The organism is Acinetobacter lwoffii, from assembly GCF_024129595.1.
Taxonomy (GTDB): Bacteria; Pseudomonadota; Gammaproteobacteria; order Pseudomonadales; family Moraxellaceae; genus Acinetobacter; species Acinetobacter lwoffii_O.
This window is the reverse complement of the sequence record NZ_JAMXXS010000002.1, coordinates 149,280-164,112: the sequence shown is the minus strand read 5'-3', so window position 1 is coordinate 164,112 and position 14,833 is coordinate 149,280. Positions and strand designations below refer to the sequence as shown.

General features: G+C 43.7%; 15 protein-coding genes and 1 pseudogene. 9 read left to right on the top strand and 7 right to left on the bottom strand.

The features are described from left to right. Nucleotides 1-102 precede the first annotated feature (102 nt). Nucleotides 103-876 (top strand): META and DUF4377 domain-containing protein, encoded by a 774-nt coding sequence (locus tag NI466_RS02255; RefSeq protein ID WP_253147635.1) that lies wholly within the window; start codon nucleotides 103-105, stop codon nucleotides 874-876. 70 nt (nucleotides 877-946) lie between these two features. On the opposite strand, the gene gdhA is transcribed toward NI466_RS02255, so the two are convergent. After that, nucleotides 947-2,290 (bottom strand): NADP-specific glutamate dehydrogenase, encoded by a 1,344-nt coding sequence (gene gdhA, locus NI466_RS02250; RefSeq protein ID WP_253172547.1) that lies wholly within the window; start codon nucleotides 2,288-2,290, stop codon nucleotides 947-949. Nucleotides 2,291-2,639: 349 nt separating this feature from the next. Between gdhA and NI466_RS02245 the strand changes: the two genes are divergently transcribed. Both NI466_RS02245 and nth read left to right on the top strand, forming a co-directional pair. Continuing rightward, complete coding sequence (locus tag NI466_RS02245) at nucleotides 2,640-3,431, top strand: RnfABCDGE type electron transport complex subunit B (protein WP_253172546.1); 792 nt, start codon at nucleotides 2,640-2,642, stop codon at nucleotides 3,429-3,431. Nucleotides 3,432-3,434: 3 nt separating this feature from the next. Then, nucleotides 3,435-4,148, top strand: coding sequence for an endonuclease III (nth, locus tag NI466_RS02240; RefSeq protein ID WP_253172545.1), 714 nt, complete (start codon nucleotides 3,435-3,437; stop codon nucleotides 4,146-4,148). 116 nt (nucleotides 4,149-4,264) lie between these two features. On the opposite strand, the gene NI466_RS02235 is transcribed toward nth, so the two are convergent. From NI466_RS02235 to NI466_RS02220, 4 genes are all read right to left on the bottom strand, one after another. After that, nucleotides 4,265-4,477, bottom strand: a complete 213-nt coding sequence (locus NI466_RS02235; RefSeq protein ID WP_004279489.1) for a hypothetical protein — start codon at nucleotides 4,475-4,477, stop codon at nucleotides 4,265-4,267. 88 nt (nucleotides 4,478-4,565) lie between these two features. Further along, nucleotides 4,566-5,225 carry an adenylate kinase gene (adk, locus tag NI466_RS02230; RefSeq protein WP_004279488.1) on the bottom strand — a complete coding sequence of 220 codons (660 nt, stop codon included), beginning with the start codon at nucleotides 5,223-5,225 and terminating at the stop codon, nucleotides 4,566-4,568. Between the two features lie 75 nt (nucleotides 5,226-5,300). After that, the gene (locus NI466_RS02225) at nucleotides 5,301-6,617 is read right to left on the bottom strand and encodes a DUF445 domain-containing protein (protein ID WP_004279487.1); all 1,317 of its coding nucleotides are present in this window, start codon (nucleotides 6,615-6,617) and stop codon (nucleotides 5,301-5,303) included. 65 nt (nucleotides 6,618-6,682) lie between these two features. Then, the gene (locus NI466_RS02220) at nucleotides 6,683-7,201 is read right to left on the bottom strand and encodes a hypothetical protein (protein WP_004279486.1); all 519 of its coding nucleotides are present in this window, start codon (nucleotides 7,199-7,201) and stop codon (nucleotides 6,683-6,685) included. 238 nt (nucleotides 7,202-7,439) lie between these two features. On the opposite strand from NI466_RS02220, the gene mrdA reads away from it, so the two are divergent. Both mrdA and rsmD read left to right on the top strand, forming a co-directional pair. Then, nucleotides 7,440-9,491 (top strand): penicillin-binding protein 2, encoded by a 2,052-nt coding sequence (gene mrdA, locus NI466_RS02215; RefSeq protein WP_253172544.1) that lies wholly within the window; start codon nucleotides 7,440-7,442, stop codon nucleotides 9,489-9,491. A gap of 2 nt (nucleotides 9,492-9,493) precedes the next feature. Then, a complete protein-coding gene (gene rsmD, locus NI466_RS02210) occupies nucleotides 9,494-10,051 on the top strand; it encodes a 16S rRNA (guanine(966)-N(2))-methyltransferase RsmD (RefSeq protein WP_004279484.1) in 558 nt (185 codons plus the stop codon). A gap of 87 nt (nucleotides 10,052-10,138) precedes the next feature. On the opposite strand, the gene NI466_RS02205 is transcribed toward rsmD, so the two are convergent. Continuing rightward, entirely contained in the window at nucleotides 10,139-10,351 is a 213-nt protein-coding gene (locus NI466_RS02205) for a hypothetical protein (RefSeq protein WP_004646324.1), read from the bottom strand. 246 nt (nucleotides 10,352-10,597) lie between these two features. Here NI466_RS02205 and NI466_RS02200 point away from each other — a divergent pair. The 3 genes and pseudogenes from NI466_RS02200 to NI466_RS02190 all read left to right on the top strand — a co-directional run bounded on the left by NI466_RS02200 (nucleotide 10,598) and on the right by NI466_RS02190 (nucleotide 12,653). Continuing rightward, nucleotides 10,598-11,332: pseudogene (locus NI466_RS02200) on the top strand (sulfite exporter TauE/SafE family protein). 98 nt (nucleotides 11,333-11,430) lie between these two features. After that, a complete protein-coding gene (locus tag NI466_RS02195) occupies nucleotides 11,431-12,192 on the top strand; it encodes a 3-oxoacyl-ACP reductase (protein ID WP_005246935.1) in 762 nt (253 codons plus the stop codon). Nucleotides 12,193-12,326: 134 nt separating this feature from the next. After that, entirely contained in the window at nucleotides 12,327-12,653 is a 327-nt protein-coding gene (locus NI466_RS02190; protein ID WP_253172543.1) for a hypothetical protein, read from the top strand. Between the two features lie 71 nt (nucleotides 12,654-12,724). On the opposite strand, the gene NI466_RS02185 is transcribed toward NI466_RS02190, so the two are convergent. After that, nucleotides 12,725-13,273 (bottom strand): 1-acyl-sn-glycerol-3-phosphate acyltransferase, encoded by a 549-nt coding sequence (locus tag NI466_RS02185; RefSeq protein ID WP_005246937.1) that lies wholly within the window; start codon nucleotides 13,271-13,273, stop codon nucleotides 12,725-12,727. 362 nt (nucleotides 13,274-13,635) lie between these two features. Between NI466_RS02185 and NI466_RS02180 the strand changes: the two genes are divergently transcribed. Continuing rightward, nucleotides 13,636-14,799, top strand: coding sequence for a hypothetical protein (locus tag NI466_RS02180; protein WP_253172542.1), 1,164 nt, complete (start codon nucleotides 13,636-13,638; stop codon nucleotides 14,797-14,799). The last annotated feature ends 34 nt before the right edge of the window (nucleotides 14,800-14,833 follow it).

The following is a 14,833-nucleotide window of genomic DNA, read 5'->3' as shown; positions in this document are numbered from 1 at the left end:
TGATGGATACATTTTTCAACTTAAAGCTGCGAAATGTATCCATATTGTTTTGCAATACATCCATTATTATTGTTTGAACTTTATATACTTCATTATAAGTCCATGAAATTAAAATTTATTGTGCTGGCATTATTGCCTTTAACTTTTGCAGGCTGTCAGTCCAGTGATATTCAACGAGCTGGAGATCTTGCGGTGGCCACCATCCAACAAAAAAATGCAGATCAGATTCTTCCAGCCTATTACTGGGAACTGAATCGTGGACTAGAACGACCCGTTGTACTGAGTTTCAACGCTCAAGGCCGGCTGAGCGCCGTGACGGGCTGTAATGGACTCGGGACGACCTGGTCAGTCAAAAACAATATCATCACCACCAGCGAAGTTATAGGCACTGAAATGGCCTGTGATGCAGCATTGATGGAGCAGGAACGTTTTGTCAGCCAACTTTTACAGAAGCGTGACATTCCTTTTACGCTCAATACCACAGATCCTGACAAGCCGACCCTAATGTTGATGGCCGCAAATGGTCAAACCTATGAATTTATCGGGAAAATGACTCCGGAAACCAAATACCAAGGACAGGCTGAAACAATTTTTCTGGAAATTTCCCCCGATACCAAACAATGTACCGGCGTAACCCAACAAAGCTGCTTGCAAGTCAAAGAAGTGAAATATGATCAGAATGGCCTGAAAACTCAGGTGGATAAGGACTGGACTTTATTCTATGACCAGATCGAAGGTTTTCAGCATTCACAGAATGAGCGGCAGATTATTCGGGTCAAACGTTTTGAAATTAAGCATCCGGCAGCTGATCAATCGAAATATGCCTATATTTTTGATATGGCGGTTGAGCGTGAAATAGTTAAGGGTGCTCTTTAAGGCTAAAAATACCAGATATAAAAAAACCGAGGCAACAGCCCCGGTTTTTTCAGCTTAGACTAAGTCAGACTTAGAATACGCCTTGAGCAAGCATTGCATCAGCAACTTTTACGAAGCCCGCAATGTTTGCACCGTCAACATAGTTCACAGTACCGTCTTCTTTAGTACCGAATTTCACACAGTTACGGTGAATTTCTTTCATGATTGCGTGTAAACGCTCATCAACTTCTTCGAAAGTCCAGCCTAAACGCAATGCGTTTTGCGACATTTCCAGACCAGAAGTTGCAACACCACCTGCATTTGATGCTTTACCTGGCGCATAAAGAATTTTCGCTTCAACGAACTTCTCAACAGCTTCAAGTGTAGAAGGCATGTTCGCACCTTCAGCCACACAGATTACACCGTTTGCAAGAAGCTGAGCAGCGTCGTCTGCATCAAGTTCGTTTTGAGTCGCACATGGCAATGCGATATCACACTTGATACCCCAAGGACGTTGTCCTTTAAGATATTCGAAACCATGTTTAGACGCGAATTCTGAAATACGGCCACGTTTTACATTTTTAAGTTCCATGACTTCAGCAAGAAGCGCCTCAGTGAAACCGTCTTTAACGTGAACTGTACCGGCAGAGTCAGAAAGTGAAACCACTTTCGCACCGAGGTACATTGCTTTTTCAGCAGCATATTGCGCAACGTTACCAGAACCTGAAATCGCAACGACTTTATCTTTGAAGCTTTCGCCACGAGACTTAAGCATTTCCTCAGCGAAATACACAGTACCGTAACCCGTTGCTTCCGGACGTGCCAATGAACCACCGAAAGTTAAACCTTTACCAGTGAATACACATGCCGTATCGTTACTTAATTTTTTCATCATGCCGGCCATGTAGCCCACTTCACGACCGCCTACACCAATATCACCTGCAGGGATATCTGTGTTCGCACCAAGGTGACGATACAGCTCGATCATTAAAGCCTGGCAGAAACGCATGATTTCGCCTTCTGATTTGCCTTTAGGGTCAAAATCAGAACCGCCTTTACCGCCACCCATAGGAAGTGTGGTTAAAGCATTTTTAAATGTTTGCTCAAAGCCTAAGAATTTTAGGATTGAAAGATTCACTGAAGGGTGGAAACGCATACCACCTTTAAATGGACCGATCGCTGAGTTGTACTGTACGCGGAACGCACGGTTTACTTGAGTCTGACCTTGGTCATCTACCCAAGAAACTCGGAACTGGATCGCACGTTCTGGCTCAACTAGACGTTCTAGTAAACCATGTGCTGCGTATTGTGGGTTCTTTTCAATGAACGGCCACAAACTGGTCATCACTTCTTCTACAGCTTGAAGAAATTCTGGTTGATGTGCATCACGTGATTTTACGTAATCTAGGAACTCATTAAGTGTGTTGTATTTCAACGCTTAATCCTCAGCAGAAAATGGATCAAAATTGGTCAAATTTACAATCAATGTTAAATTTTGGCGCAAAATATTAAATATCTTTTGTAACTAATCTACAATACTTTTTTTGAAAATACTTTAAAATTAATTTGATAACAAATATTTATATTGATTATGAAAATTTTTTCTATGTCAGGAAATGCCAATCGAATCAAGGCTTACATTCAGATTTATGCCTAATAATAAGGCACAAGTTGACCCTTAATTGCGCACGACTTAGGAGTTTAAAAATATGTTAAAATTGATGAATCGACATATTTTGTTTCACTTACTCTCTCATGCTTGCCATGAGTAACGCTGGTTATACATGAATTCGCCCATTTCTCTGGTCCAATCGATTGATGCTTTACTCCCTCAAACCCAATGTGGACTCTGCGGTCATCGTGACGGATGTTTACCTTATGCCCAGTCGATTGCTGAGGGGGAAAATGCCAATAAATGTGTGCCAGGCGGACAGCCTGTTGCCGATGCTCTGGCTACATTATTAAATCGTCCTAAACTTCAAGCTGAAGAAAGTGTCTGGCCAGTTCAATCCGATGGTCGTCCTCAGCGCATCAAAGCGGTTATTCGTGAAGATGAATGTATCGGCTGTACCAAATGTATTAGCGCCTGCCCGGTCGATGCAATTATTGGTTCCGGCAAACTGATGCATACCATTCTGACCGACCTCTGTACCGGCTGTGAGTTATGTATTCCCCCTTGTCCTGTGGACTGCATTGATCTGGTTGAAGATGATCAGCCTTTACCAACTGAAGCACAGCGCATTGCGGAACAGGAGGATTTACGTCAACGCTACTATGCACACATCCAGCGTGAAGAAAAACGGCGTACCGATCGTAAGGGACCTGTGGTCCGTGCAGAAATCGATACTGCCCTGTTTGCCCGTTTCTCAGCTTTAAATGAGCAACTTCCCGTGATTGAAGTCGCGAGCAAGCCAGAGCATGTACCTGTAGCCCTCGACTCCAAAACCACGATTGAACTGGCAAAATTACGTACCCAAATTAAAAAACTGGAAAAACAGCTTTCGGTTCGTGAAGATGCTCGAAAACGTACCCAACTGGAAGAACTGACACAGCAATTACAGGCTTTACAGGGATAGAACATGACCACAGCAAAGGCCAAGCCCATTAAAAACATGACCAAAAAGCAGATTCAGACCTTTTTTGAACGCCTGCGTGAACAGCGTCCCAATCCGAAAACCGAACTAAATTATTCTAGTCCTTTTGAATTACTGGTCGCGGTCACGCTCTCTGCTCAAGCTACCGATGTCAGCGTCAACAAAGCCACAGACAAACTCTTTCCAGTCGCCAATACACCGGAAGCCATTTATGCGCTGGGTGTGGACGGCTTGAAGGAATATATCAAGACCATTGGTTTATATAACTCGAAAGCGGTCAACGTGATTAAAGCCTGTGAGATGCTGATTCAGAAGCACAACAGCATCGTACCGGATAATCGTGCGGATCTTGAAGCCCTGCCGGGTGTAGGTCGTAAAACGGCGAATGTGGTACTGAATACGGCCTTTGGTCAGCCGACCATGGCGGTTGATACCCATATTTTCCGGGTAGGTAACCGTACCGGACTAGCGGTTGGCAAAAATGTGTTGGAAGTTGAACACCGTCTGGTCAAAGTCATTCCCAAGGAATTTATCATTGATTCACATCACTGGCTGATTTTACACGGTCGTTATACGTGTATTGCGCGCAAACCGAAATGTCATGAATGTGTAGTATCCGATGTGTGTAACTGGCCGGATCGGTTTGAATTTGGTGCAGCCCGCCAAATTGCAGTGAAAAATATTGAGCTTGCTGAATAGAACGGCGTGATCAAGCTGGGATAAAAATAGGTGACCAATGTGTCACCTTTTTATCGACTATGAGAAGAGTGCTTTTCGTTCAAACCAAATTCTTAGCTGAGCTGAACTATTATGGATTATTTATCCTGATCTTGTTCAGCCTTTTCCTGCTGCTTGCGCTGTTCAAGTTCGGCTTGTAATTTTGGATGGAGCTGGCGCTCAGGTCGCTTTGCTGCATTTTCAGCACGTTCTTCCTGACGTACTTTGTTGAGCATTTTAAAACTGAAATAGAACAGACCTACCAATACTGCCAGAAAGACTACCATCAACACCAATACGCCAAATTTCATAGCAACAAGTACCCTGTTCAAATACGCAATAAAAAAGAGCCCTAATATGACTTAGGGCTCTCCGATTGTCAAAATCATCGTCAGCCGATTATTTTGCCTGATCCAGAATCGCGAAAAGATCAGTTTGAACTTCATCGATTGGACGTAAACCATTTAGCTTGTCATAAGTTGGTGCATTTTCACCAGACGCTGCACGGCCTTGGTAGAAACCAACCAGTTGCTCGGTTTCAGTATGGTAAGAACCTAGACGCTTACGAATGGTTGCTTCCTGGTCATCAGGACGTTGAACCAGATCTTCACCCGTTTCGTCATCTTTACCTTCCACTTTTGGCGGGTTGTAAACGATGTGATAGACACGGCCAGATGCAGGATGCTGACGACGGCCAGAAAGACGTTGTACGATTTCTTCATCTGGTACATCAATTTCAATCACGTGATCAATTGCAATGCCTTCTTTTTCCAAGGCTTCTGCTTGAGGAATGGTACGCGGGAAACCATCAAAAATGCAGCCGTTTACACAGTCAGGTTGCGCAATGCGCTCTTTCACCAGACCAATGATCAACTCATCAGAAACCAAACCGCCATTGTCCATGACACTTTTAGCTTGTAGACCTAATTCAGTTCCTTCACGAATTGCAGCACGGAGCATATCACCGGTTGAAATTTGTGGGATATTGTAGCGCTTACAGATCAACTGAGCTTGTGTACCTTTACCTGCTCCAGGTGGTCCGAGTAAGATAATGCGCATATATAAACATCCTCATTTAAACAATATGTATGACGCCACGACCACAATCACCCGATTGTGTCCCCCGACATCTCATTATAAGAAAGCCACAAACAAATGGATTAAACCCGCGACAAAACCGGTTACCCCACCCAATAAAATCAGAATCCATTCATCTTCCTGAAATGCAGGACGTAAAAGATTCTGAAACTCCTTCGGAGTCAACTCACGTATGCGGTCTCTAAACATTTGATAGATTTTCTGTGCACGGCTCGCATTAAATGCTGGGTCGCATACAGGTACCATCGTAATTTCAATCGAGCGATCGATCAAGTCCGTCTTGAGTTTTGCATACTCTTTTGGTCCTAAAGACAGCTGTAAAGAGGTCCGAACCAGGGGTGTTTCCATAATTTCATTAATATGACGTTTGATAATGCGGCGGGTTTTGTCTTTTCTGCCGCCATACATCATCTCGGTCATGATCGATTTTAACGTAATCAGGTCTTCTGTGACTACACTTGCGAAGACGTCAGAGACTTCATCCTGACGTTTCATAAATGCGCCTTGTATGTTATAGGTGCCGATACGAGGAATCACCGGCTTAATCCACGGAAACTTGCGATTTGTGGTACGGGCAAAGAATTGCGGGTACTTTACTGGGTGTGGATAGAGTGGGTTGAATACCATCCAGATCGCGATCCAGTTGGTCAAAAAGCCCCAGATCGCAGCCCAGAACGGTACAGTCCAGTGCCACGGCACTACAAACCAGACAATCATCTGGAAAATCCCAAAGAACATCCCGATGAGGGCACTGATATGCCAGATAAAATTGATCTCTTTTTGACCCACCTTCAGGAACATACGCACCATCAAGCGACGGTCGCCTTCCATCTGGCTCACTACCATTTCACGCATATCTACAAGTGACTCGACGTTCATGGTCAGCTCAGTCACTAATTCACGCAAAATTGCCGGCATTTGTTTTTGTGCTTGTGCATAAATTCTGCGCTTAATAGCAAAAGGTAGGTTTTCCCAGAGCACCGCATTGCGATCCATCATCACTTCATCAATCAGGTGTTCCAGTTCGAAACCGACCTGCTCGCCAATGATGCGTGCCATATCATCCGGATCCATCGCCTGTAAAAATTCGCGGATAGAGCCTAATTTTGACAGTGTGTTATCGGTAATAATGCCTGAAATACGTCCAGCTTTGCGTGGCACAATCCCTTGCCAGCCCACAGGTAAAGGCCCGAGATGGAAACCCCAAAAATTGATCGGATAAAAGACCATTTTCAGCGCCATCCAGACGTGAGCCCAGGTTACAAATGCAGTCACTGGAATAATGCTGAGCACGGCCCAAAAATCCGGGCGGTTTACAAAGGTTTGCCACAACTCGTTGACGTACTCAAGCATGCATAACTTCCATATTTAATTTTTTGTTCACAGAATACACATATTAATAAGGTCGAATATTTTGTCTATAAACCGATACTTAAAGTATAGGAAAATTGTAGCCGGGGTTCTGTTTCAGCCACAGCACGACCATTTCGGTCTTCGAGTTTCTCTCCGGCACCGATCCCGATACTAAAACTGCTGATCCGTTCTGAACTAAGCAAAACATAGGCCAAATCAACGCCAGCACCTAAACGGCCTTCATACTCGCCATCAACCTGTTTGCTGTCGATATGACCGGCATAAACCCCGACATAATAACCATTTTTGTCTTTGCCGGTGAGGTGTGCTGGATAACGAAAGCCTGCCTGGCCGCCAATCGTACGATCATCATCCAGAAAAACACCACCTTTCACATAAGCAATCCCATAAGGGTTCACCCATTCGGTATTTAAATGCAGTAATTTCTGGGTAAAACCAACACCCACATTAAAGGCTTTTGCCTGAGCAGGCTCTATTTTGGTTGCAGTATTATTAATCTGATCATGTGCATAAGCCCCGTTCGCCCACAATGCAAACGCTAACAAAGGGTAAACCTTGTTCATTCCTTCACCATCTTCCTTAATTATAGTTTTTGGTATAGTCCTATTTTTATTAGATTTTACTCTAGCAGAATTATCACAACTCTTATATACAGCACTTTACAATTTTAATGTCTGCAAAGTCAAAGCTTAAAGGAACTGATTGTAAGGGCAGTTTTTCATTATCAAATCAAGTGCAGTTGCGTTAGAATACTCCACTTTGATTCTTTTCTACCACTCTCAGGTCTTAAGTCGATCGCGTATGAAGCAGCACTTTCCTTTAAAAAACGCACAACAAGAAAAGCGCATCTATCGCAGTCGAGTCTTGATTTCCATGGGGATTGTCATTTTCTTTATGCTGCTGCTGGTCAGCCGCTATGCCTATTTGCAACTGTTCAACTTTGAAAGCTTTACTACAGCTTCTGATGAGAACCGGATTCGTCTACAACCTTTGCCGCCAGCGCGTGGTTATATTTATGACCGTAACGGCGTGTTGCTGGCCGATAACTATCCAGTATTTACTGCCACTTTAAGTCGTGCCGACGTACAGGATATCGATCAAACGCTCGAACGCCTGAAACCGATTCTGGAATTGACCGAAGAAGACCTGGAACGCTTTCAAACCCGGATTAAAACAGCACGTAAAACCGAACGGGTTTCAATCAAGCTCAACCTGAATGAAAATGATATTGCCCGTTTCAGTGAAGTGAAATATCAATTTCCGGGCGTGAATATTGAAACCCAGATGACCCGCTACTATCCGCATGGTGACCTGTTCGCACATGTGATTGGTTATGTCGGTCGGATTAATGACAAAGAACTGAAATCAATTGATAAGGATCTCTATGCTGGAACCAACCTGATCGGAAAAATCGGTGTGGAAAAATCCTATGAAGAACTTTTACATGGTGTGCCGGGAAATGAATCGGTAGAAGCAGATGCCTTTGGTAATGTGCTGCGTCATTTGGGCCGTAAAGATCCGGTACGTGGTAATGATCTGTTCCTGTCACTCGATTACGGCTTACAGGTAGTAGCTTCAGAACAGCTGGCTGGGCGTCGTGGCGCAATTGTAGCGATGAATCCTAAAACCGGAGAAATTCTGGCGCTGGTCTCTAGTCCAAGTTTTAACCCGAACCTGTTTGTGACCGGGATCAGCACCAAAGATTATTCACTCCTGCGTGATAACCTTGATCAACCTTTATATAACCGTGCCGTGCAAGGGGTTTATCCGCCCGGGTCTACTATCAAGCCAATGTTTGCGCTCGGTGGTCTGCATCATGGTCTGGTCGACTGGGATACCACTATTTCTGATCCGGGTTATTTCAGCCTACCGGGAGACAGTCACCGTTTCCGTGACCATAAAAAATCCGGGCATGGCGCAGTGAATATGCATAAGGCCCAAGTCGTCTCCTGTGATACTTATTTCTATGTCATGTCCTACCGCATGGGTATTGAAAAAATGAATACCTGGATGCGTCAGTTTGGCTTTGGTGAAAAAACCGGCGTGGACTTACCAAGTGAAAGCTCAGGACTGTATCCAAATCCGGAATGGAAAATGCGTACCCGCAAGGCCAAATGGTCACGCGGTGAAACCATTTCCGTCAGTATTGGTCAGGGTGCTTTTACCTCTACGCCATTACAGCTGGCTATGGCCACAGCCATTACCGCCAACCATGGCAATAAAGTCATTCCCCATGTTCTGCGCGAAAGTCGCGGTGCCAAACCGTTCAAGGTGCATAATGGCACGCATGGCAAGATCGATTTTAACGGTCAGGAAGAAGACTGGATCAAAATGCGTGATGCGATGGTGGACGTAATTCAATCCGGTACAGGCCGAGGCATCAAAAGCGGCTTACAATATTCTATTGCCGGAAAAACCGGTACGGCACAGGTAAAAAGTATTGCTCAGGGCAAGCGCTATAATGAATCCTTATTGACCGATCGTCAGCTGGATCATGGCCTGTTTGTCGGTTTTGCACCTGCTGAAAATCCTGAAATCGCGATTGCAGTTATTCTGGAAAATGGTCGCGGTGGTAGTGCCGCAACGGCTCTGGCCCGTCCAATTTTTGATTACTGGTTACTGCATAAAGATAAAAATCCGGTACGCCCACAAGGCCACCAATTAAGTGGTGGTCTGATGACGGCCGGAATCAAGCCAGCTGAATTGCCAAGTGGTGCAGGCATGTTGAGTCAGGATGCAGCATCTAGTGCCGTTCCAGCCAGTGACCAGCCCGACAATGCTGCTCCGACTTCTGCAAATACGGCTGCATCTCCCGCAGCAACACCTGCTCCGACACCGGTAGAGCGAGATTAAAGATGAAAAACCAGCTTCGAATTATTGGTGGTGACTGGAAACGCCGCCAACTGCCTTTTGCCAGCATTGAGGGTTTGCGCCCGACGCCTGACCGTGTTCGGGAAACACTGTTTAATTGGCTGATGTGGGATGTACAAAATGCCCAGGTGTTGGATATTTGTGCCGGTTCTGGGGCATTGGCATTTGAGGCATTATCGCGTGGTGCTGCATCAGTGGTGATGATTGAGCCGGATCGTACTCAGGCACAATTTCTGACCCAAAATCTGGAACTTTTAAAAGTCACCAAAGCACGTGCACAATTAAAAGTGGCTACGGCGCAGCAAGCTTTGTCTACCCTTCAGGCACAGTTTGATCTGGTTTTTCTAGATCCGCCATATAGCCTGGATTTATGGGAAGAACTAGCGCTAAAGGCAGATCCTCTGATCAAGGACAATGCCTATATTTATGTAGAAGCAGATCGTGATTTACAATTACTTAAATTACCGTCCTCATGGCGTTTAATTAAAAATACCAAAGCCGGTACAGTTCGTGCGGGGCTTTATCAAAAAAGTATTTCTTAATTTAAATTGTTTTGAAGAGCCATTAAAAAAGGATTCCTCAGTGGAATCCTTTTTGTCATTGTAGTCAGTCAAATTTAAAGACTGTGATTAACGATCACGGCGCCAGTCGCGGTTATCTCGGTCACGTTTCCAATCCCGATGATCTTTATGGTCCTTATTTTTCCAGTCATGATTTCTGTGGTCTCGATCATAATGTCCATTACGATCTCTGTTGCCACGATAATCATCATCCCAAGGATCAACCACACAACCGGTTAATGACACAGCCAATACAGAAAGTAATATCACTTTTTTCATCATGTCCATCACCTCTTACTGCACTCTGTCAGTATCAGGCGAGTTCATGGAGAGTGAACGGAGCCATTGTTGCACTCTTGTAGAGATTTATGCATGTTTTATGCATGGCCGTAAACCTCTTTTTTCTTAATTAGCATTCATGCTTTTATGAGAATTTGAACTTTCATTTGCATAAATCCAGCTAAATGGAAGCTTGGCTTTTGTTTAAATCTTGAGAATACTGCTGCCTTTGCTTATGACCTGATCTTTATGACTTGGCTGTTATTTATTCTTGGTGCAATGGTCGCAGGTTTTGTCCAGGGGCTGACCGGCTTTGCCTTTGCCCTGATCGCCATGTCTTTCTGAGTCTGGGTGCTGCCTCCGCAACTGGCCGCACCCTTGCTAATATTTGCCTTGATCTGGAGTCATGTAATTTCACTCAATCAGGAACAAAAGCAGTCGGTTTTATCCAGGCAGTTGGTGCTGCCTTATCTGATTGCTGGTCTGATTGGCGTGCCGCTGGGTACTTATCTGTTGCAGATCATTCAAGCAGATACCTTTAAGATGATCTTGGGATTTTTTCTGGTACTGTGGTGTCCGGTGATGCTATTCAATCCGCAGTTCAAAACAATTCAGCATTCAGGAAAATTGACTGATAGCTGCATCGGTTTTATTGGCGGAATTTTAGGAGGACTGGGCGGTTTTTGCGGTGCCATTCCTTCGGCCTTGGTGATGTTAAAACAATTACCCAAAACCCAGCAGCGCTATATTTTGCGGCATTTTAATTTTGCAATTCAGCTCTTCACGCTGGGTACGTATCTATGGCAAGGCCTGATCAATCAAAGCCATTTACCGTATCTGGCATTGCTGATTGTTTTTGTGAGTATTCCGGCGATTTTAGGCGCAAAGCTATTTTATAAAATTTCAGAATTACTGTTCAAACGCATGATCTTAAGTTTACTCTTGAGCGCAGGCTGTTTTCTATTAGCGCCCCAATTCATTTAAGCGCAAGATCAAGCTGAGTCTGTCTTCCCCGCTAAAGCTTGAATCCGTTGAAATAACTGCTATGTTAAGGCCAATCTTTGTAAATATAGATCATCATTATGCAGATTCGTGATCAGATTGTTCTTGTTACTGGTGGTGCACGTGGTTTGGGTTTAGCCATTACTCAGGCTTTACTGGCTGAGGGCGCGCGCGTGGTCGTCAATTATCATAGCAGTCAGCAGCAAGCTGAACAGCTGGCCCAGCAGTATCCTGAACAGGTATTTATTTATCAGGCAGATGTCACTCAAACTGATCAGGTCCGCGCTTTATTTGCCGCAGCTAAAACCCATTTCGGGGAAGCGATTCATGCTGTAATCAATAACGCACTGATTCAATTTGAATTTAATGGTGATGCACGCCCTAAAGTAGAAACGCTGACTTGGGATATGTTGCAACGGCAATTTAGCGGTGCAGTACAGGCTGCCTTAAATACTACACAAGCCGCACTGGATGATATGAAACAGGCAGGGTTTGGCCGGATCGTGAATATTGGTACAAACCTGGTGCAAAATCCGGTGGTTCCTTATCATGACTATACCACCGCCAAAGCTGCATTATTGGCCTTTACCCGCACCACGGCGCAGGACTTGGGACAATATGGCATCAATGTGAATATGCTCTCTGGTGGCCTGTTACAAACCACGGATGCCAGTAAGGCCACACCTGACATTGTCTTTGACCTGATTGCTCAATCGACGCCTTTACGCCGCGTAATTACACCAGAAGAATTTGCTGCTGCAATCCTGATGTTTTTGTCACCTTATTCACGTGCCGTCACAGGACAAAACCTGATTGTAGATGGCGGGCTGGTCAAAGGTTAAATGTTTAGAGAATGGACTTGAATTTTCAAATTCTGTTGTTCTATTTTTTAACCATTTGGTAGATTAAAAAGGTTTTGTGACCGGGTTTTACTTCTACAATAGTGCGCCCCCATAAAGCCTTTAGTCTACTTTCCATGAAATTTATCACGACATTGCTCAGTACCTTGCTACTGGCAGGTTGTATGTCCAGCGATTTGAAAAAATCAGAACAATTACTGCAAAATTTCTATTGTGCCAAGGTAGATACCGCCCAAATGCCACATAGCAGTATGACCGACTATTATCAGCAGATGTTGTATAGCAGCAAATCCAAAGTCGAGTCTTATATCAAACAGTATCATCAAGGTGAAGAGTTATTTGACCTGCCATTGCATGAAGTGGTGGAACAGCAATATGATCTGTATAAAGATGCCTGCCAAAATCTGGGTGGAATTTTGCCGACTTCTGAACATGCCTCTTAAGTCTGTCAATCTTCATGATTATTAGGCAATAAAAAAGCAGGAGAATTTTCCTGCTTTTTTTCAACTCAATTTTAATTCTGATAATAGCGCTGATCTACACTAAAGCATTCAGGGAATTTTGGTTGAATCTCTGCATAAAATGCCATGATTTCTGCCATATCTTTTTCATAATCCCCTGTCGGATAAACGATTTTACCTACGCCAGTTTTCTTCTTGGCATAGTCCATATAGGCCAATGCAATCGGCACACCTGCATTAATCGCTACATGATAAAAACCTGTCTTCCACTGTTCCTGCTTTGCACGCGTTGCTTCTGGCGTGACCAGCATGACCAGTTTAGGATGAGTCTTGAATAAGTCTGTCATCAGCTGAACCATGCTCGGACGAGGCTCACCCGGCTGTTTAGGACGGCGATCAATCCCGATACCGCCCATAGCACGCACAAAAGGCCCAAATGGCAATTTCATGTAACTATCTTTAATGGTTAAGCGAACATTTACGCCCAATGCTTTTAAGGCCAGTCGCGCATACAATGCATCCCAATTACTGGTATGAGGAGCAGCAATCATGACACATTGGTCTAAATCTAGGGGCCAATGGTTATCAATTTCCCAACCCATCAGGTTCAGGCTTTGTTCTGCTAACTTCTCAAACACGTCACGCACCAATTCTATTCAAAATTGCGCGAATTTTAGCAACCTAGACAAATATAGATAGTGTTCTATGAGCAATAAATAAACAATTAATCTATATTTGTATAATTAGAATTTTTAAATGAATAGTTGATTATTTTTACCGCCTTCAACTTATCTCACACATCAATTTACGGATAGTTCAGATTGCTTCCCCATATAAATAGGAATTTCTTTCCAATTTAAAGAATTCATGCATTAAAAAGCTCTTGACCTCCTAATTTTGGGATATGGCAAATATGGGGGTCTTTTTATACTGAATCCACATTATAAATTTCAGGAAGATTCTAATGAAAAAAACTTTACTTTGCCTTGCTTTAGCGGGGTTACTTAGTGCCTGCGGCGGTTCGGATGATAACTCAAGTACACCTCCTGCAAGTAATATTGGAACCCAGACAGGGGTGCTGACGGATGCTGTGATTTCTGGAGTACGCTATGTCACAAGTAGTGGTGCTACAGGTTTTACCAATGACGATGGTGAATTTAACTTCAATGAAGGAGAAACGGTTAAATTTTATATTGGTGATGTTCAACTCGGTGATGAAATTGAAGCCAAAGAACGTGTTACCCCTTTGGATTTAGCTGAGACTGAAAATGCTCGCCTTAACTTACTGGTATTTTTACAATCCTTAGATGGAGATGATAAAGATGACAAACTTCAAATTAGTACGGCCACTACAGATGCCTTAAAAAACCAGAGTATTAATTTTGACCAACCTTATAATGACTTTAAAAATGAAGCCATTGTCAAAACAGTAATTCCTGAAGGAAAGTTAGTGAATGAAGAGGACGCTAAAGCACACTTCCAAACGACCTTCTATAAAGATATTGCCGGTACGTGGGAGATTAACCGTACCGATAACACTGCTGTGTTGATTCACATTCTGGAAGATGGACGCTATGCACTAGGTGAAGCAGAAGCAAAAGATGAGAGTGGTCAAGCAGGCATTGAAATGGGCCGCTTAAAATGGAATGCAACAACAACCGTGATTGAACCGGAAATCCTGCATGACACCAATGGTGAATGGGGACTTTCACATCCTGCCGAGAATAAACCTTATTCTTTAAACTATAATGGAACTCAATTAATTCTTACTGAACCAGGCGTTAGTACTGAATACCGTTTAAATCGGGTTAAGCAGTCTAATAGTCTCGTCGGCACGTGGCGACTCAATGAAACGCACCTATTTGCTTTCTTTGATAATAACTATTATTTCTTCCTAGACACTGAAGGCGGAGATGATTGTGGTTGGCCAGGGATTGAATATGGCAAATATACATTGTCAGCAAATACTCTCACCACAACCGAGGTATTATTCGATACCAACGAGTGTGGTGGATTACAAGATAGTTCAAATGGCAGCAAGACAATTGCAAGCATCAATATATCTAACAACAATCTTATCTTACATCCGCAAGGTGAAGATCCTGTAACTTTACAACGTGTTAAATAACCCATATAAACCGGCTTGAATATGAAATTCAGGC

Bases quoted from the DNA above. Each gene is read 5' to 3' on its own strand.
- mrdA (WP_253172544.1), top strand. From the start codon at position 7,440: ATGAAGCAGCACTTTCCTTTAAAAAACGCACAACAAGAAAAGCGCATC.
- NI466_RS02255 (WP_253147635.1), top strand. From the start codon at position 103: ATGAAATTAAAATTTATTGTGCTGGCATTATTGCCTTTAACTTTTGCA.
- NI466_RS02225 (WP_004279487.1), bottom strand. From the start codon at position 6,617: ATGCTTGAGTACGTCAACGAGTTGTGGCAAACCTTTGTAAACCGCCCG.
- nth (WP_253172545.1), top strand. From the start codon at position 3,435: ATGACCACAGCAAAGGCCAAGCCCATTAAAAACATGACCAAAAAGCAG.
- NI466_RS02190 (WP_253172543.1), top strand. From the start codon at position 12,327: ATGAAATTTATCACGACATTGCTCAGTACCTTGCTACTGGCAGGTTGT.
- NI466_RS02195 (WP_005246935.1), top strand. From the start codon at position 11,431: ATGCAGATTCGTGATCAGATTGTTCTTGTTACTGGTGGTGCACGTGGT.
- NI466_RS02245 (WP_253172546.1), top strand. From the start codon at position 2,640: ATGAATTCGCCCATTTCTCTGGTCCAATCGATTGATGCTTTACTCCCT.
- NI466_RS02185 (WP_005246937.1), bottom strand. From the start codon at position 13,273: ATGGGTTGGGAAATTGATAACCATTGGCCCCTAGATTTAGACCAATGT.
- NI466_RS02205 (WP_004646324.1), bottom strand. From the start codon at position 10,351: ATGATGAAAAAAGTGATATTACTTTCTGTATTGGCTGTGTCATTAACC.
- adk (WP_004279488.1), bottom strand. From the start codon at position 5,225: ATGCGCATTATCTTACTCGGACCACCTGGAGCAGGTAAAGGTACACAA.
- NI466_RS02180 (WP_253172542.1), top strand. From the start codon at position 13,636: ATGAAAAAAACTTTACTTTGCCTTGCTTTAGCGGGGTTACTTAGTGCC.
- rsmD (WP_004279484.1), top strand. From the start codon at position 9,494: ATGAAAAACCAGCTTCGAATTATTGGTGGTGACTGGAAACGCCGCCAA.
- NI466_RS02235 (WP_004279489.1), bottom strand. From the start codon at position 4,477: ATGAAATTTGGCGTATTGGTGTTGATGGTAGTCTTTCTGGCAGTATTG.
- NI466_RS02220 (WP_004279486.1), bottom strand. From the start codon at position 7,201: ATGAACAAGGTTTACCCTTTGTTAGCGTTTGCATTGTGGGCGAACGGG.